Source organism: Streptomyces sp. NPDC047081 (assembly GCF_040643775.1).
GTDB lineage: Bacteria > Actinomycetota > Actinomycetes > Streptomycetales > Streptomycetaceae > Streptomyces.
Window position 1 is genome coordinate 1 of the sequence record NZ_JBEYUY010000054.1, and the last position, 17,527, is coordinate 17,527.

Sequence of the window (17,527 nt, forward strand, 5' to 3'; positions counted from 1 at the left end):
CCGGGCCGGCCCGGTGGGGGGCGTGGCGCCCGCCGCGCGCCGCCGGCGGGGCCGCGGGCGCCCCCCGCCCCCCCCCCCCCGACGGGCTGATGCGCGCAGTACCGGTGGAGCGTTCCGTGGCGGTGTCGTTGCCCGAGGCGTGGGCTGACCACCGTTCGCGGATGCGGGGCAGGGAGAGGTCGGGTGCGAGGGTGGAGCCGGAATAGAAGATCGGCTCTTGGACGGCGTTGCGGTCTCCGGGCAGCGCGACCGTGTAGCCGAGCAGGTCGCCGGAGGGCGCGGTGCGCTGGCGGATCAGCAGGCCGGCGGCGGCCAGGCGGTCGAAGAACTCCTGCTCGCCGACGACGCCGGCCGCCGCGCGGCGCACGGTTTCCCGCAGTTCCTCGCGCGCGGTCCGCTCCCTGCCCTGACGTTCGGCCTTGTGCCGTTCGGCGCTGGTGGGCCGCCGTGCGGCGGTGCCGTCGCCCTGGTTGAGGCGGCGCAGCCCCAACTCGGCTTCCAGGAGACGGGCTTCGGCCTGGACTCGATGGGCATCACCGTCGAGTTCGGGCTTGTAGCCGTCCTCGCGAACGAGGGTTGCGACGATGTGGATGTGGTCGTCGGCGTGCCGGACGGCAGCCCAGCGGCAGCCTGCACCCTCGTTCGGGTCGTCGATGCCGGCGGCGGCGACCATGCGCCGGGCGATGTCGCCCCATTCCTCGTCCGTCAGGATGCGGTCCTCGGCGGCGTTGCGTACGGACAGGTGCCAGACGTGCTTCTTCGGTCGCCGGCTCGGATCGATGTTCTCGACGGGCTGGTCAAGCAGTCGCTGGAGCTGAGCGTGCGTGGCCGTGTCGTCGCGGCCGGGATCAGGGGCGCTGTTGTCCCAGGACGCGACCAGATGTGGATCGGTGTGCTCCTCGTGGGTGCCCGGTCCGTACAGGTAGTACAGGAGGCCGATGGTGCGCTTGCCGCGCTTGTGGATCCTGGGGATCATGCCGGTCGGGTCTCAGCTCTGGCGCAGGAGTTGGTCGGTGGCGTCCTGGACGCGCTGCACGGCACGGCGGGTGGCGGCGATGACGGCGTCCATCTCGGCAGGCCACGCACCGGAGTTGACGGCTTTCGCGACCTGGTTGAGGTTGTTGCCCACCTGGTTGAGGTGCCGGCGGGCAGCGAACAACTCCGAGACCGTTTCCCGCCGTCCGGCGATGGCGGCGGCGGTGTTGTCGAGATCCTGGGCGGCGGCGAGGCCGCTGCGGGCGAGGAACGCGGGCAAACTCGCTCGGGCCGCCGCGGCAGCAGCGGTGAGGACGGCTTTCTCACGGTCGTTGAGGCGGACGTAGCACACGTGAACGCGCTTTTCGCCGCCGGATCTCGGCGAGCGCTTTCGTACGGTCTTCTGCGGGGCGCGCCGCGTGCGGCGCGCAGACTGCTTCCCCGGCTGCGATCCGCCCTCGGTCGCCGCCTCTCGGACCTGCGCCCCCCGGTGCCGGTCCGCTCCCGCCACCCCCGGGGCGGGTTCTGCCGAGGCCGTCTTCCCCAACGGGGAAGACGGTCTTGGCGGATAACTTGCTCGCGGTGAAGAGGAGTTGGCTTCCGGCTCACCCGTCGCGGGGGCGGAGGTTGTCGTCGGGTCTGTCATCGGGTGCGGTTCCTCGTGGTGCGGATGCGGTGCTGGATGTCGGCGGCGAGATCGACCAGGGCGGTCGGTCCGTCGAGGAGTTGTACGGGGGATTCGGGGAGGTGCTGGACGAGCCACTGGCCACTGGGGGTTAGCACGGCGATGTGCAGCAGCTGGTGGCGCACGAGTGCCTCCGCCCAGGCGGCGGCCTCGGCGGTGGACGGTGCGCGAGTACGCGGGTGACGGACAGGAATGAGGGATCCCTCCGGTGCGGGGGCGGCGGCCCGTCCGCGGCTGGGCCGCGGGCGGAATGACGGCAACAGGCTCCTGACCTGCTTATTTGATGGAGTCAACCGCATTCGGGGCAGCGATCGAGGTGCCGGTTCAAGGCCCGCGCCATGTTCCGCTTCAGCGAGAAGGCGTTCTTGGCGCTGGTCTTGGCTGACCCGGATCCCTGGTGACCCTCGGCGTGACCGCGCAGGCGGCGGATGTCCCGCTCGAAGCCGGACTTGATGTGCGCGAAGCGCTGACAGGTCTTCATAGGCCCGTACCCCCTGCCGTGCTGCTCCTTGCCTCGTCGCGGAGCCGCTGCAGAACCGGTGTCAGACGCTCGTTTCGTCCTCCCCGGATTTGCTGGGTACGGAGGATTTCACGAAGTTGAACCCGGGTCAGGGACTCGTTTCCGTCGCGCTCCAGCAGCGCGGGCACGTGGGGACGGACCCGCTCGACCATCTCCTCGACGCTCAGATTCGGCTGCTTCCGGGACCGTGCGGACTGACCACCGCGCGGTCGGTTCCGGGACACACTCGCCTTCGGGGTTCGCCGTACGGGGACCGTGTGGGGACGGTCCCCGACGGGCTCCGTCCCCGTAGCGGTATCCGGGTGTTCCCGGTCCCCGTCCCCGGTGGAGACGGTCGCCGGGGACGGGCTGGTGCCCCTCTGAGCAGCGGCTTCGTGCACGCTGTCGGCAAAGCCGCTCGTGTCGTCGTCGGGCTCTTCGGTCCTGGCGGGCACCGTGTCCTGGTCCCCGATCGCCGCCTCTTGGCTCTCGTCCAGCCCGACCGAGCCGGACTCGGCGGCTCGGTCCCCGTTGCCGACCGAGTCCGGGCGGAGACGGTCCCCGTCGGGCTCGTGTCCCGTCCCCGGTTCCCTACTGTTCCCGTCGGCCCGGTCGCCGATCGATGAGGTGTTTCGGGGACGAACGTCGGGGACCGTACTCACCTCGGCCTGCGTCCCGTTCACCGAGCCAGTCGCCACCGACGCGGAGACAGGGGACCGGTCCCCTGACCCGGCGTACCCGTCAGGCCCGGGCCGACTCCAGGGTGACGGCAGGGCCACGGTGGCGAGTTCCGTGGCGTACCGGCGGGCGGCCAGCTGCTCCAGCAGCGCACGGCGCTGGGTGGCATCGGTGCCGACGCCGGACCGTGTGAGAGCCGACTGGAGCCGACGGGTGATGCGGCGGCCACGGCCCTTCTCACGGTCCTCCTCGGGCACCGAGGCCAGCTGGGAGGCGAGTGCCACGGCCCGTCGGGTCGCGCGGTCCTTGGTGATCTGCGCGGCATCGCGATTGCGGGTGGCGATGCCCAGGCGCGAGAGGAGACGCTCCCGTACTTCGCGTCCGAGCGTGGACATGAGTCCGTGCGAGGCGGCGTCCGGCTTGTGCAGGCGCAGTTCGATGCCCATGGCCAGGTGCCACAGCATCGCCGCCATGACCGGGCCGACGAAGGCCCGCACGGTGCCGCCCACCGTGCCCGACTCGGCATACGCCGGGATGACCTGCACCCCGGTGATCACCCAGACCACGCCGCCCGGCAGGCCGGGAGTTCCCTGGGTCTTGAGGTTCTGGCGGGCCATCAGCGCGGTCGCGAACAGCGCCAGCTCGGCCGCGCTGAACATCATGGCCCGCTCCACCGTTCCGGCCATGTCGAGGTAGTCGGCGGCGAACCGCCAGCTGGTGTCGGCGCTGTAGGCGGTGCAGTTGAGCGCGGCGAGGGCAGCGACCCAGACCGCGGGAGTGCCGGCGCGCGGGCTGCCCGCCCGGGTCCGGTTGCGCCGGACCGACCATCCCGCCAGCACCAGTGCGAGCACGCCGACGGCCGCGACGAGGTGGACAGGCTCGACGCCGGAAGGAAGGGAGGGCATGGCAGTGAGGTGAGTCATGCGGCCTTTCGGAGAGCGGCGATCAGGGCGTGGGTCTGCGCCTGGCGGGGCACCTGCACCGGGGAGACGGCGTCCTCGGCGTACTCATCCGAAGCACCTTCGGCCGCGGCGCACTCCTCGTCGGAGGTCTTTTCCGGTTCGGCTTGGCCCCAGTAGCGATCGCGGTCGGCGACGGCGTGCGCGGCGTTGCGCATCAGGTCGCGCGCCCAGTCAAGGTTGTCGAGCCGCAAGGCGTAGGCGAGGCGTTCGGGGCTCCAGCCGCGGACGTAGGCGTGGCGCGTGACGGCGTCGCGCTCGGCGTCGCTGAGGTGGACGTCGCGCCCCTCGAACGCGGCCTTGACCCGGGCGTAGTCCAGACGCTTGTTGACCCGGGCGTGCCAGGGGCGGCGCTCGTCCTCGGTGAGCCCGCCCCACATGCCCTGGCGGATCTCGTTGTCGAGGGCGTAGTCGAAGCACGCCTTCTTCACCGGGCAGCTGCCGCAGATCGCCTTGGCCGCGTCGATGGCCGCGCGATCGCGGGCCGCGTGGAAGAACAGCTCGTCGATCTCCTTGGCCGGCAGGTCGTGGCACCGGCCGCGTTCCTGCCAGCTGTGGTCGGCGATGCCCCTAATCGTGGGGGTGGGGGTGTCGTTGGTGGTGATGTGGCGCAAGGCAGTCTCCGGAAGTCGCCTCGTCGGGCGCGGGGCACGCGCACCGGTGGCGGACGGGGCGCGGCGTCGTGGCGGCGAGGAGGCTCGGGTACGGGGTGGGGCCGTACGGCAGGCGGAACGTTTCGATAGAGATGGGGAGGCGGTCAGGCGGCGGATTCCTGTCGGGCCTGCACAGCTTGGGCGCGCTCGATGCGGCCGGGATGGGCCGTGGCGCGCGGTGCGCTGCCCCGCGCGGTGCCGTCGAGGCTGATCCGCCGGCGGCGGCAGGGCTCGCCCTTGTCGGCGTGACACCACTCGCACGGCACGCCGAGGACGTCGGGGCCTCCGTCGGCGAGGGCGGATTCGCGGGCGGCGCGGGCCGGGCGGTAGGGGGCCAGCTCGGCGCGCACAGCGGGCGGGATGTAGGAACCGACGGCGGCCAGCTGGTCCTTGAGCCCTGCTCGGTGTCGGCCTGTGGTGATCCCGCGGTGCGGGGAGGGGGCGGCCTGCCCGGCAGCCACGGCGTCGCGGGCCGCGAGCAGTTCGGCCCGCCAGACTCGCGGATGGTCCGGGTCGGCCATGGGGGTCGGGTCGGTGTGCCGGGCCAGCCGGTCGCGGCGGTGCGCCTGCCATTCGCGGGCCACGTCGGCCGGCAGGATCGGGTACGGCGACATCACGATGCGCTTGCGGACGATCTCGCGGACGTCCCAGCCCTGGCCGGTGGCCATCGGGACGTCGCCGAGCAGTTCGTGCCACATGGCGAGCTGGTCGCGGGCCTCGCCCGCATCGGTGCGGATGGTGCGCGGGTCCAAGCGGCCGACGTAGGTGAGCACGGCAGCAACTTCACGGCGGTCCAAGGTAGTTACTCCGTTCCAGTCGGTTCGTCGAGGGCGGCCTTCAGCGCGGCCATGTGCGCCTCGGTGCGGGTCATGCCGGCCTGCGGCGCGGGGGTGCCGCCGGGCAGGGCATAGAGGTTCGGGCGCTGGGGGGTGGGGCTGTGCTCGCGGGCGATCCAGGACCGCCAGTCGGCAGCCCAGACGTATGCGGGGCGAGGGCTCCAGGTGGCGCGGTGGTGGCGCCACTTCGCGTCAGCGGCCTGGAGACCGTGCTCGCCGAGGCGGTCGAGATGACCCTGTTGCTCGGCCCAGGACAGGCTCGCGTCATCGATCTGCCAGTCCGAGGCGATGGTGAGGCCAGCGGCGCCACTGCTGCTGTACCTACGGTTCACCTTCGGTTCACTACGGTTCTGGGGGTCAGGTTCAGACCCGGAGGGGGGTCGGATTCCGACCCGGGGAGGGGTCAGCTTCTGACGAGGGGGTGCAGATTCCGACCCGGTCAGATCCTGACGACAGGGGTCGGATTCCGACCCGGCCGTCGGCCAGATGCCGTGCTTGCGCAGCCGCTCGATGTCCACTTCGGGCACCGGATCGGACGCGGTCGCGGGCTCGACGTACGCCTGGGGATCGTCCTTGCGGGCCGCCGCGACCTTGGCCAGCCACGCAGCGGCGCGCGGCAGCCGGTAGACCGTGCTGTGCTGCGGGCCGCCGAGGTCGTCAAGCGCCACCAGCTCGCCGACGTCGGCCAGCGCGGTGATGGCTCCGCGTACGGCGTTGCGGCTGGCGTTCGTACGCTTCATCAGCGAGGTGAGGGACGCCCAGGCGACGCACTGCTCGTCGGGGATCCGGTCGGCGATCGACAGCAGGACCAGGCGCGCGTTTCCGCGACTGGCGCTGTGCTCCCACGCCCATTCGCGGGCCTCGCGGCTCATCGGTCCACCGCCCACGCGGGGCGGGTGCCGGGGGCAGGGTCCGGCGCGAGGACGCCGGGAGGCCGGTGCGCGTGCAGGGAATCGGGCTGTGAAACGGGGACGGCTGCCGCGCGAGCCGGGGGCACCGGCCCTTTGCGCAGGGCAGGCGGCATGTGGGACTCTCCTCCGTGGTGAAACCCGCGCCGGTGTGCCCCGTGGAAAGGGCCGGTGCGGTGAAGGTGGGTGAATCTCCGCCCTTGCCGGGGCAGGAGTGCCATTGGGCGTTCGGCGTCCGGGAGTTACCGCTCCCTGGGCGCCGTCGCTGTGTTCGGGGCTATCTCACCCGGCTGGATCGCGGTTCCGCATATGGCTCCTGGCGTCGTCTGCCGCCGGGCGGGGAGCCCGGCGAGGGACGACGAACATATGCAGGACCTGCGGCAAGATCCAGACCTTGCTAAAGGACTCTCTACAAGTCGCGCCGGACGGCGATGGCATCTTCGCCGACGGGCGGAGGCGGCGGGCCGTGACGCAGGCAGCAGGTTGATCGCCTCGACGTACGCGGAGATGACCCTCATAGCGCCCCCCGCGTGCCCCATGTCACAACCCGGCACAGTGGCGAACCGCTGGCTGGCGTCGGCGGTGCAGGCGGTCACAGTGAGGGACGCGCCCCACACCGTCGGCGCAGAAGGCCGCGTCAATCCGGTGCGGGCCCGGCCGCACGGCGACAGCCGTTCGTCCGTGAGTATGGCGATTACTGGCCGCGCACCGCGATGCTCGAATGCCCTCACGGGATTACCCGCGCGGGCATCGCGAACGGGATCGAGCGGTCCCAATGTCGCCTCCGCGCCTTCCATCCGAAGATCAAATTCGTCTTGCAATTACAGGTGAACCTAATAACGCCAGCTGAAGGTGATACGTGTCACGCACGTCATGCATACCTATCGGTAGAAACGGACAGACCATCCCGAACGCTGGACGTGCAAACGCCGAGAGCGTTTGCGAGGTAGAACTTTCCATACGCAAGATCGGTGCGTCAACTCGTGTTAATCGCGGAGTACAGTGGCCCAACCCCCGTTAAGCCACGCACCTTGGAAAGGATCATGAAAGAGCCAGCAGAGGAGCCGGCGAGCCTTCACGCGAAGAAGCTCGGTGACCGGCTCAACCGCCTGTTTGAAGTGGTGCATCCGCCTGGCCGCGGCCCGTACAGCAACTCCGAAGTGGCCGAGCTGATGGCCGAGCGCGGGCTCGAAACCGTGACGTCCACCTACCTCTGGATGCTGCGCACCGGCCGCCGCGACAATCCGACGAAGCGTCATCTCGAAGCCCTGGCAAGCTTTTTCGGAGTGCCCGCCGCCTATTGGTTCGACGATGAAGTCGCCGAAAAGACCGCGGAGGAACTGAAGTTGCTGGAATTGCTCCGCGATTCCAAGATCAAAAACGTACTCCTTCGCCTGTCCGACGTATCGGCGGACGGAAAGGAAGCGGTTCTCGGTCTCGTTGACGGCGTACGAAAGATGGAGGGGCTCCCGCCCTCCAACTAGCCCCATTCCTGGTCCAGTTCAGGAAATGATCAAGGAAACGAAAATGTGGTCCACGGGTAGATGGCGCCAGGATGACCCACTGGCTGCCCTGGAACTCCCTCCCGTTACAAGCGTCCGAGACCTGCGGGACGAGGTCTCTCGTCGCACGGGCCGTGAGGTGATCCTGGAGCCGCGAGAGCAGGTGCCTTCGATCTGCGGGGCATGTGCCGTTCTCGAGGCGGTCATCTACGTGTTCTACGACCCGCTGACCAGCCTGCTGCATCAAGATCAGATCATCGCTCACGAGTTCATGCACCTGTTGTGCGGCCACTACAAGACCCGCCCGCTGTCCGCGTTGGTGCCGGCCTTCGTCACCACCGTGGACCTGGCTGTCGTGCAGATGATGCTGGGGCGGACCAAGTACGACGAGGCCGAGGAGCATCAGGCTGAGCTCCTCGCCTCGCTCTTGCAGCGCCGCATCATCGACCGGTGGCTGCGCAGTGACGAGTCCTCCGGCGACGCGGTCCAGGACCGGGTCACGCACACCCTGCTGCGCAGGCGGGAGGCCCGACGATGAAGGATCTGCTGCACCCGATCAGCCTCGTGGTCGCTGTCCTGGGGTTCCTCTGCCTGCTGCGGGACATCCCCGCCCGTCGCCGCGACTCCGCCACCGTGGCCTTGGCGGCCGTCTTCCTGCTGTCGGGCCTGTCGTTCCTGTTCTCCGTCACCCCGATGTGGAACTACCTCGACCGCGTCCTGGGCACCGTGAACCTGTCCGTTCCCCTGGCCCAGGGCTGCGTGATCGCTCTGATCGCCTGCCAGCAGGTGGTCCTCACCTACTGGGGATCGCCCCCGGAGATCGCCCGCAGGAGAGCGAGGGCCTGGCTTGGCGCCGGCCTCGCGGTGATCGCGGCGCTGCTCGGGCTCTTCGCCCTGCTCACGCCCAGCGCGCCCAGGCCGATCGACTTCACCCTGTACTACGCGCACGACAACATGTACGCCGCGTACCTCACCCTGTACGTCACCGCGTACACGATCGGCGAGGTGCTCCTCGCCCGCGGATGCTGGCGCCTGGCCCGGCGCAGTAGGCGCACCTCCGTCCGCGTCGGCCTGCGGCTTGTCGCCCTGGGCGCCGTCGTCACCTTCGGATACAGCGGCGTGCGGACCGGCAACGTGATCGCCGGCGCCTTCGGCACCTCTCTGACGGGAGGCTGGGAGAACTTCGCCTGGACATGCGGCGACGTCGGCGCCATGCTCACCCTCATCGGCTGGCTGGTGCCCACGATCACCGACCAGGCCGAGAGCGCCCGGTACTGGCTCAAGCAGCACATCAGCCACTACCGTCTGCGCCGTCTGTGGCTGGCCTTCTACAGCGAGGCGCCCGAGATCCGCCTGCCGATCGACCGGGGCGACCCCGCCCAGCGCCGCAGCTCCCGCACCATCGGGTTCAAGCTCTACCGGCGAGCGGTCGAGATACGCGACGGCCGCTTCGCGATCCGCCAGTACCTCGACGTAGGCGTCCGTGAAGCCAGCGAGGCCCGCCACAGAGCGCGAGGGCTCTCTGGCGAGGAACTGAACGCCGCTGTCACGGCCGACCAGATACTTGCCGGCATCGCCGCCCGCAAGACGGGCGAGCGTCCCCACCCCGACGAGCTGACCGACTTCGCCGATGCCGACCCCGACACCAGCCGGCCCATGGACGACATCGACGCCCTCCTCGCGGTCGCCCGCCACCTTCCCCACCAAAGTCCCCGCACCCCCCACCCCGAGCGAGCCTCCGCATGACCGACTTGACCCGCCAGCCCGCCCACGTCCAACTGCGTGCCCTGGACCGTGGCGAGATCTCCAGCCGCGAGCTGCTCGACCTCCACCTCGACCGAATCGACGCCACTGCGTTCAACGCTGTCATCACCCGCGACGACGACGCGGCCCGGCAAGCCGCTCACACCGCCGACGAGCGCCGCGCGCGCGGCGAGGCCGTCGGGGTCCTCGACGGCCTCCCCATCACCATCAAGGACAGCTTCGAAACGGCCGGACTGCGCACCGCCAGCGGAGCCGAGGAACTGGCGGACCACGTTCCCGACCAGGACGCCGACGCGGTCGCGCGGCTCCGCCACCAGGGCGCGGTGATCATGGGCAAGACCAACACTCCCGCCTACTGCCAGGACCTCCACACCGACAACACCCATTTCGGCGCCACGCTCAACCCGCACGACCCAGCGCGGACGGCCGGTGGCTCCTCGGGCGGACCCGCCGCGGCGGTCGCCGCCCACCTCACCCCCGCCGACCTCGGTAGCGACCTTGCCGGCTCGTTGCGCCTGCCGGCTCATTACTGCGGGGTGTACGGACTGCGGCCGACACACGGACTCGTCCCGGCCCGCGGCCACATCCCCCGGCCACCAGGCTGGCTCACCAGCAGCGACATGGTCACCCCCGGCCCCCTGGCTCGCCACCCCCGCGACCTCGACCTGCTGCTCACCGCACTCATCACGCCGTCACCAGCCGAGGGCACACCCTGGCGTGCAGATCTACCGACGGCCAGCACGAGCATCGACCAACTGCGCGTTGCGATCTGGGCCGAGGACCCGAACTGTCCCGTCGACCAGACGACCGCCCAAGCCCTCACCGCCCTTGATGCAGCGCTGACCACAGCCGGAGCACGAGTCCGCCACACCCCCGGACCCGTAGACTTCGCCAACTCCACGCGCCTGTTCGAACAGCTCCTGTACGCCACAGCGACGGCCACGGCCGACGACGAAACCGCTGCCGCCGAACTCGCCGCCGCACGACAACTGCAGGCCGACGACTCCAGCCCCCGCGCGACCTTCCTCCGCCAGCGGACCCAAACACACCGTTCCTGGCTGCGCGCGAACGAGGAACGCGCCCGACTCCGATCAGACTGGCAGCGGTTCTTCACTGACCACGACATCCTGGTCACACCAGCCGCACCCACGGCCGCGATCCCGGTCGGCAGCCGCACGCTTGCGGTCGACGGCCAGGAGCGGAGCTTCTTCGACCAGACCGGCTGGGCCAACCTCACCAGTCACGTCGGTCTCCCGAGCCTTGTCGTACCAGTGACCACGACCCCCCAGGGCCTGCCCATCGGCGTCCAAATCATTGGCCGGCCGTACGCGGACCGTGCTCTGCTCGAAATGGCGGAACGAATCGAGACGTTGTTTCCTCTTACACAGCGAATTCCCGACTCAGGAGAGCAGTAGCCGCACTTCCGTCTTCCCGAAGACGCGGCCACGGGAAAACGACGAGCGGCTCGCTCCCATACCTGCTCGCTGTCTGGCCCCTCATAGGCCGCGTCCAGTTTGGCGAGGACCACCGCGCCTTCGACGAGTGGCCCTATCGTCGCGCTGCATGGCGGCGAGCGACGCGGCGTCATTGGGCGGAGCGTCGGCGTCGACCGACGATGTGCCCGCCGGCGTCCGGCCGTGGCCGGACGCCGGCGGGCGTGGGTGCCCCGACGGGCTACTTCTTCGCGCTCTTGTAACCCGTGACGTCCGCGACCCAGGCCACGAAGTCGGGCAGGTCGATGTTGGCGCCGTGGCCCTGGTCCCAGTAGTAGAGGTGGTTGACCTGGTCGCCGAGGCCGTTGGCCGCGGCGGCGAGGTTGGCGGAGATGACGTGCGAGGTGTCGGTGTCGTTGGTGCCGAGGCGGATCCACCAGTGCTTGGTCCGCTTCGGGTTGGTCTTCTCCACCAGGTGGTACATCGGGTTCATCAGGTCGAGCTTGGCGGGGATGTCGCTCGCCACGCGCTTGGTTGACAGCCCGGTGGTGTCGTTCTTGGCGCCGTACGCCGTGAAGTGGCGGGCTTCGGTGGTGCCCGCGCCGAACTCGTTGTTCTCGCCGGCCGAGAGGTCGAAGGCGTCGAAGGCCGGGGTGGTCTTCTTCCGCGCGCCGACGTGGGTGAGGTAGTCGGCCCAGGTGAAGGTGGCCTTGCCGCCGGACCAGGTGATGAAGGTGTTGGCGGCCAGGTACGTCTCGCGGTCCGAGTCCGAGAGTTCTGCGAGGTACTTGGTGGCGGACGGCTCCAGGTACTGCTTGACCAGGTACTCGTCGTAGTTGCGGGCCGTGAGGGTGCCGAAGTGGTTCAGGCCGCGCAGCTTCAGCTTCGCCTGGTACTCGGCGAACTGGGCCTGAAGGTCCTTGGAGACCGTCTGGTCGACGACCTTGCCGGTGGACTGGGTGACGTTGGTGCCCCAGTTCCACTCGTAGGCGCCGTCGGCGTGCTCCAGGTCGGTGATCGGGCACCAGGCTCCGGTGGCGAAGATCGCGTCGGAGGCGTCGGCCGCGCCGATCTCCTTGAGGAGCTTGTCGTACAGGGGGCTGTCGCCGGAGGCGCCGAGCAGGGAGGACAGAGCGCCACCCGCACTCACGCCGACCGAGACGATCCGGTCGGTGTTGCCCGGGATGCGGCCCTTGTTCGACCGCAGGTACCGCACGGCGGCCTTGAGGTCGACGATCGCTGCGGGAGCCGTGCCGTAGTACTCGCCGCTGGAGTTGGTCAGCGTACGGCCCCGGGCACCGGGCTCGACGACGACGTACCCGGCCAACAGCGCCATGTAGGGCATGGCGGTCGCACCGCCCCCACCACCGCCGGCGGGCGCGGAGGCGGAGGCCGACGGGGCTGGGGAGGCGGACGCAGACGCGGAAGCGGAAGCGGAGGGGCCGCCGCCTCCGGTGGGGGGTGTCCCGGTCATCGCGGCTCCGCCGATGCCGGTGGCGGTGGCCACGGAGGACTCGACGTAACCGGCGATGACGTTGGACAGGACGATGGGGGCGTTGGACGCGTCCACGGACTTGCCGTCGATCTCGACGGGTACGCTGACGATCAGGCTCTGGTACGTCTCGTCGACCGGCTTGGAGACGTACGTGATGGCCTTCCAGAAGTGGTAGGTCACGTCGTGGTCGGTGCCGTCGGTGTCCGTGAGGGTGGTCGTGATCTCGGTGTAGCCGTCCGGATCGAAGACCAGGTCGTCCGACGAGGACGAGGAGGCGGTGTCACTCGCCGCCTGCGCACTGATGGCGATGCCGCCGACCGCCGCGGCTCCGGCGGTCGCACCGATCCCCAGGACGACGGACCTGCGCTTGATTGCCTTGTGCTTCACCTTGATGCCCTCTCCGGTATGTCGAGCCTGCTCGCGGGTGCTTGTGGGCCCGATCGAACTGCTTCCGAGACCGTAGAGAGGTGTTGACGATCCTGCCAACGATCTGGCCCGGATTCATTGGGGGCCCACATCGCCTCATGGGTAACCGACAGGAATAGCTGCTCCGGCGCACAGGCGATCACTCGCATGCCGTAATGGCTCGCGAACGCCGAAAAGGGGCATGGGGGGTGTTTGGTTCGCCGAATCTATTGGTCGGCTGTGAATGAGTGACCTGCGTCGACGATATTGTTGACGATCATCTCTCGTGCGTCCTAGGGTCCCAAGAGGAGAAATTGAGTAGACCAAAACGCTCTGGACAGGGCGAATAAAACGAGCCGAACTCCATTGGGTCGGTGTGTGAAGGGAGAAAGGTCGATGAAACGCCGGAGCCTTCTTGCCGGGATCGTGGCCGCAACCGCAGTTCCGGCCGTCGCCGGGTGCTCCTCCGGTTCCGCGCGCACCAGCGCGACCGGGACGCAACTGGCCGCGAGCTCCGGCCACGTCACCGAGGGCACCGCCATCACCGAGGTATTCGGGGACGGGCAGAAGCTCACCGCCGTGGCCCTGAAGTACGACAAGGAGATCGACGCCTCGAAGCTGTCGCTGTCCACGTTCAAGGTCACGGACAGGACCGTCACCAACGTCTACGCCAACACGACGGCGGCGAAGGCGGGGCACGGGACCAGCGGTCAGTACGTCATCATCGAGCTGTCGCCCCTCGACGAGGCGGCCCGCCTGTACTCGGACGGGTTCTCGGGCGGTTCGTCCTCGTCCTCCTCGCCCTCGCAGCAGCCCTCGGGCTCCGCGTCGGCCGCGCCGTCGCCGTCCGGCTCGGGAGCGCCCTCCGGCGGTCCGTCCGGCGGGCCGGGCGGCGGAATGCAGGGGCCCACGCTGAAGGACGCCGTGGCCGAGGTGACCCAGGTCGGCACAGTGACGACCACTGACGGTGACACCTACGCCGCGGACAGCACGGCCGTCACCACCAGCAAGGTCGACAACCTGGTCGTCGACGACTTCCAGCAGCTGAAGTACACCGACGCCGACACTGACAGGTCCCTCCAGTACAACCTGTTCGTGCCGAAGAACTACGACAAGTCCAAGTCGTATCCCATGGTGCTGTTCATGCACGACGGCGGCACGACCAGCACGAACCCCCTCATCACGCTGACCCAGGGACTCGGTGCCGTCGTCTGGGCGAGCGAGTCGGAGCAGGCCAAGCACGAGTGCTTCGTCCTCGCCCCGCAGTTCACCAGCGAGGACGACGAGGGCAGCAACGGCAACGCGGAGGCCCTGAAGACCATCAAGGGGCTGATCGAGTCGCTGGCCGACAAGTACAGCATCGACAGGAAGCGGCTGTACACCACGGGCCAGTCCGGCGGCACGATCACGTCGATCGCGCTCGACTTCACCTACCCCGACCTCTTCGCCGCCTCGTTCCTCGTGGCCGGCCAGTGGGACGACCTGACCCAGGTCAAGCCGCTGGCCAAGCAGAAGATCTGGGCCGTCGTCTCGCAGGGCGACGAGCAGGCCTACCCGGGTATGACCGGCATCATGGACACCCTGGAGAAGCAGGGTGCGAACATCAGCCGCGCGGTCTGGGACGGTCAGCTCACACCCGGTCAGTTCGCCCCGTACGCCGCGCAGATGCGGGCCAAGAAGACCCCGATCAACTTCGTGGCGCTGAAGAAGGGCACGGTGGTGTGGCCGGGCCTGGAGGAGAGCTCCGTCGACAACCACATCTGTACCTGGCGGGCCGCCTACACCATCGAGGGGATCCGGGACTGGCTCTTCGAGCAGAAGAGGAAGTGAGCAACTCGCCGAGGACCCTTCTTGTCGGGTCCTCGGCGAACCGTTGGGCGGGGACGGCGGTTGCCCGATGAACCTGAAGGGGTAGGCGATCTACGGCCTCTGGCCCGGGTACACCGGCTGCCAGTTGTCGGTGCCGACCAGGTACTTCTCGGCGGTGTAGTCGGCGGCCTCCGTGGCGGTCAGCTGCGGGGCGTTGGCGCCGTTGCCCGCCCCGTCGCCGGTGCTGTTGAACTCCTTGAACCGTGCCTGGGTCCAGGAGTAGTCCGTGGTCATGTCGGTCCAGGGGTGCGCGGCCGTGATGCCCGAGTGGATGACGGTGTCCCGGACCACGGCCTGGGGCGAGACGTCCGCCGTGTTGTGCCAGGGTCGGCCGAGGTACATCGTGTTCGCCGGCACGCCGTTGGTGAAGATCTCACAGCCGGTGATGAGGATGCCGTACTTCCTGCTCTTGTCGGTGTTCGGCGCCAGCACCGTGCCGCCGACCCAGTTGCGCAGCGCGATGTTGCACCGGTCGAAGACGGCGGTGGCGTTGCCGAAGACGAAGTCGATCGCGCCCTCGATGTAGCAGCCGACGAAGTACTGCCGGTTCTCCGCCGTCGCCACCGGTGACTTGCACAGGACGGTGTCCTGGCGGGCGACGATCCGGCACTGGGTGAAGGTCTGCCGGTCGCCCTCGGCGGCCACGGCGACGGCCTGGGTCGAATACTGGTCGATCTCAGGGTGCTTGGCCGGGTCGAAGGTGTTCTGGATCGTGATGCGGCCGAAGGCGACGCGGGGGGCTTTGACGGTGACCACCGCGCTGCCCTGGGTTCCGTACGGCTGGCCTGTCGCGGGGTTGATCACGCCGTGAGCCCGGTCGGCGGTGATGACGACGTAGTTGGCGAGACTGTCCGGCTCACCAGGATGAAGAGATCGCTCTTGCTTGCCGGGACGACCACGGCCTCTTCGTAGGTGCCCTTGGCGAGATAGATGGTGCGATGGACGCCGTCCGAGGGAGCCGCGTCGACGGCGGCCTGGATGGTCGGGTAGTCGCCCAGACCCTCGGACGTGACGCAGTAGGTGGTGAAGTCCGAGGCGAGCAGGCCTCGCCCCTCGGCGCCGGACATGTTCGAGTGGTACGCCGTCATCAGGGCCGCCTGGAGAGCGGCCGAGGTCGCGTAGACGATGCCGCCGACTTCGATCGAAGGCGAAAGAGCCAGGCCGACACCGACGCCCAGGGCCAGCGCGGCCCGGCTCAGAAGCGCCCAGTTGATGTGGTGCTCCGCGTCGGACGCGGTGATGGTGTAGCCCTCGCCTCTGCCCCATGCCCGCGCCGTCCGCGCCGCCTGGCCCCGCCACCGCAGTCCTTCGGCGAGGACCATGATGACCTGGAGGATCGACTGCGCCACGAGCCCGACGCCGCTCTGTTCGGCGTCCTGGAGCCTCAGCACAGCGGTGTTCAAGGCGGCCGGCGAGAGTTGCATGCCGACGCGTGTGGCGCCTTGCGGTGCCAGGTCGTTGTAGTTCGCCAGGGTTCGTGCGAGGGCCCCGCCGCGTAGCCGACTCCGGCTCGAAGTTGTGGGGGTCGTAAGTGCGGATCCCGGTCGCGTCCCCGTGGAAGCGCAGTGCGGCGGCCAGCGCCGGCATGGCCTGCGGGTCGCCGCCCTGCTCCAACGCAACCCGCAGATGGGCGTGTTCGGCACGCAACTGGGCCGGACTCGTGTGCTGCTCGGAGTCGAACCAGTCGTCTGCGATGCGCTCGCCAACGGCCAGGTAGAAGTCGTATTGGCGGATGGTCTCCAGCAGTCGGTAGCGCGGTCGGCCCCCGCGCTCAGTCGGCATCACGACGGACTGGACGACCAGCCGGTCGAGGAGGTCGAGCACCTCGTCGCGGGTGATGCCGTCGCCCGCGCAGACGGCCTCGGCGGCGTCCAGGCCGAAGTCACCGGGGAAGACCGACAGCCGGTGCCACCGCAGCCGTTCGGCCGGGGTGCAGAGCTCGTGACTCCAGTCGATCAGACCGCGGAGCGTGCGCTGGTGCGGGCGGGCGGCCCGGCTGCCGTTCGCGAGCAGCCCGAAGCGGTCCTCCAGCCGACGCAGCGCCTCGTCGACGGTGAGGGTCCGCAGCCGGGACGCGGCCAGTTCGATGGCCAGGGGCAGACCGTCCAGCTCCGCGCAGAGCCGGAGAACCTGGGCGAGGCTGGCGTCGGTGACGTCGAATGCCGGGTGTACGGCGCCGGCCCTGTCCCGCAGCAGTTCAACCGCCTCGGCCGGTGACAGTGTCGGGACGGAGAAGAGGTGTTCGCCGCAGAGACCCAGCGATTGGCGGCTCGTGGTCAGAATGCGGAGCCTGGGAGAGGCCGACAGCAGTGCATGGGCCAAATCGGCGCACGCGTCGACGACGTGCTCGCAGTTGTCCAGCACGATCAGCGCGTTGCGGCGAGCCAGAAACCAGGTGAGCCGGTCCCTGAGGGGCCCGGCGCCCGCGACCGGGGCACCGAGCGTGGACGCCGTGGCGTGCACTATCGACTCGGTCTCCTCCACCGGCGCAAGATCCACCAGCCACACCCCGTCGGCGAAGTCCGTCGCCGACGCGGCGGCCACCTCCAGCGCCAGCCGTGTCTTGCCCACTCCTCCGGCACCCGTGAGCGCCAGCAGCCGCGTCGTCCTGAGGTGTTGGCGGACCTCGGCGAGGCTCCCCACGGACGTGGTCAGGGCGGCGGGCAGATTGCCCGCGGGCGGCACCTGAACGGTCACGTACCCTCTCGCCTTCCAGGAGCCCGCGCACTGCTACGACACGCAGCGCTCGAAGCCACGGCGGGACACAGTCGTATCTATGCGACGAAACACTATCGAGCGGACTAACCTCAGACGGTCGCTGTGATCGAAGTCTCACGAGACGGCACCCCGTGCATGCGCCGAGGGC

The 17,527-nt window shown here is 69.3% G+C and carries 16 protein-coding genes and 1 pseudogene; 5 read left to right on the top strand and 12 right to left on the bottom strand.

Features of this window, described 5'->3' with window-relative positions; all coding sequences use genetic code 11:
* From ABZ848_RS47980 to ABZ848_RS48015, 8 genes are all read right to left on the bottom strand, one after another.
* A partial coding sequence (locus ABZ848_RS47980) for a relaxase/mobilization nuclease domain-containing protein (protein ID WP_360843028.1) occupies positions 1 to 976 on the bottom strand: 976 nt, incomplete at its 3' end.
* 12 nt (positions 977 to 988) lie between these two features.
* Positions 989 to 1,327 (bottom strand): plasmid mobilization relaxosome protein MobC, encoded by a 339-nt coding sequence (mobC, locus tag ABZ848_RS47985; RefSeq protein WP_360843030.1) that lies wholly within the window; start codon positions 1,325 to 1,327, stop codon positions 989 to 991.
* A gap of 290 nt (positions 1,328 to 1,617) precedes the next feature.
* Positions 1,618 to 1,785 (bottom strand): hypothetical protein, encoded by a 168-nt coding sequence (locus ABZ848_RS47990; RefSeq protein WP_360843032.1) that lies wholly within the window; start codon positions 1,783 to 1,785, stop codon positions 1,618 to 1,620.
* Positions 1,786 to 1,949: 164 nt separating this feature from the next.
* Positions 1,950 to 2,141, bottom strand: a complete 192-nt coding sequence (locus tag ABZ848_RS47995; protein WP_360843035.1) for a hypothetical protein — start codon at positions 2,139 to 2,141, stop codon at positions 1,950 to 1,952.
* A complete protein-coding gene (locus ABZ848_RS48000; RefSeq protein ID WP_360843038.1) occupies positions 2,138 to 3,742 on the bottom strand; it encodes a hypothetical protein in 1,605 nt (534 codons plus the stop codon). Before ABZ848_RS48000 ends, ABZ848_RS47995 begins: the two co-directional genes overlap by 4 nt.
* A gap of 14 nt (positions 3,743 to 3,756) precedes the next feature.
* The gene (locus ABZ848_RS48005; protein ID WP_360843041.1) at positions 3,757 to 4,410 is read right to left on the bottom strand and encodes a WhiB family transcriptional regulator; all 654 of its coding nucleotides are present in this window, start codon (positions 4,408 to 4,410) and stop codon (positions 3,757 to 3,759) included.
* A 143-nt stretch (positions 4,411 to 4,553) separates the two neighbouring features.
* Positions 4,554 to 5,246 carry a hypothetical protein gene (locus ABZ848_RS48010; protein WP_360843044.1) on the bottom strand — a complete coding sequence of 231 codons (693 nt, stop codon included), beginning with the start codon at positions 5,244 to 5,246 and terminating at the stop codon, positions 4,554 to 4,556.
* 5 nt (positions 5,247 to 5,251) lie between these two features.
* Positions 5,252 to 6,157 (bottom strand): helix-turn-helix domain-containing protein, encoded by a 906-nt coding sequence (locus ABZ848_RS48015; protein ID WP_360843046.1) that lies wholly within the window; start codon positions 6,155 to 6,157, stop codon positions 5,252 to 5,254.
* A gap of 1,079 nt (positions 6,158 to 7,236) precedes the next feature.
* Here ABZ848_RS48015 and ABZ848_RS48020 point away from each other — a divergent pair.
* Genes ABZ848_RS48020 through ABZ848_RS48035 form a run of 4 tightly spaced genes read left to right on the top strand, consistent with a single transcriptional unit; the run spans position 7,237 to position 10,874 of the window.
* Positions 7,237 to 7,677, top strand: a complete 441-nt coding sequence (locus tag ABZ848_RS48020) for an XRE family transcriptional regulator (protein ID WP_360843049.1) — start codon at positions 7,237 to 7,239, stop codon at positions 7,675 to 7,677.
* Positions 7,678 to 7,702: 25 nt separating this feature from the next.
* Positions 7,703 to 8,233 carry a hypothetical protein gene (locus ABZ848_RS48025; protein WP_360843052.1) on the top strand — a complete coding sequence of 177 codons (531 nt, stop codon included), beginning with the start codon at positions 7,703 to 7,705 and terminating at the stop codon, positions 8,231 to 8,233.
* The gene (locus ABZ848_RS48030) at positions 8,230 to 9,441 is read left to right on the top strand and encodes an MAB_1171c family putative transporter (protein WP_360843055.1); all 1,212 of its coding nucleotides are present in this window, start codon (positions 8,230 to 8,232) and stop codon (positions 9,439 to 9,441) included. Before ABZ848_RS48025 ends, ABZ848_RS48030 begins: the two co-directional genes overlap by 4 nt.
* The gene (locus tag ABZ848_RS48035; RefSeq protein WP_360843057.1) at positions 9,438 to 10,874 is read left to right on the top strand and encodes an amidase family protein; all 1,437 of its coding nucleotides are present in this window, start codon (positions 9,438 to 9,440) and stop codon (positions 10,872 to 10,874) included. The genes ABZ848_RS48030 and ABZ848_RS48035 overlap by 4 nt, the downstream gene beginning before the upstream one ends.
* A 259-nt stretch (positions 10,875 to 11,133) precedes the next feature.
* Here the strand turns inward: ABZ848_RS48035 and ABZ848_RS48040 are convergent, their stop codons facing one another.
* Positions 11,134 to 12,774, bottom strand: coding sequence for a subtype B tannase (locus tag ABZ848_RS48040; RefSeq protein WP_360843059.1), 1,641 nt, complete (start codon positions 12,772 to 12,774; stop codon positions 11,134 to 11,136).
* A 414-nt stretch (positions 12,775 to 13,188) separates the two neighbouring features.
* On the opposite strand from ABZ848_RS48040, the gene ABZ848_RS48045 reads away from it, so the two are divergent.
* On the top strand, positions 13,189 to 14,622 hold the full coding sequence (locus ABZ848_RS48045) for a PHB depolymerase family esterase (RefSeq protein ID WP_360843062.1): 1,434 nt from the start codon (positions 13,189 to 13,191) through the stop codon (positions 14,620 to 14,622).
* 90 nt (positions 14,623 to 14,712) lie between these two features.
* Here the strand turns inward: ABZ848_RS48045 and ABZ848_RS48050 are convergent, their stop codons facing one another.
* The 3 genes and pseudogenes from ABZ848_RS48050 to ABZ848_RS48060 all read right to left on the bottom strand — a co-directional run.
* A complete protein-coding gene (locus ABZ848_RS48050; protein ID WP_360843101.1) occupies positions 14,713 to 15,465 on the bottom strand; it encodes a pectinesterase family protein in 753 nt (250 codons plus the stop codon).
* Positions 15,462 to 16,304: a ribosome-inactivating family protein gene (locus ABZ848_RS48055; RefSeq protein WP_360843103.1), complete on the bottom strand. Its 843-nt coding sequence runs from the start codon at positions 16,302 to 16,304 to the stop codon at positions 15,462 to 15,464. The genes ABZ848_RS48050 and ABZ848_RS48055 overlap by 4 nt, the downstream gene beginning before the upstream one ends.
* A gap of 427 nt (positions 16,305 to 16,731) precedes the next feature.
* Positions 16,732 to 17,358, bottom strand: a pseudogene (locus tag ABZ848_RS48060) (AAA family ATPase); the annotation flags it as partial.
* Positions 17,359 to 17,527 lie beyond the last annotated feature (169 nt).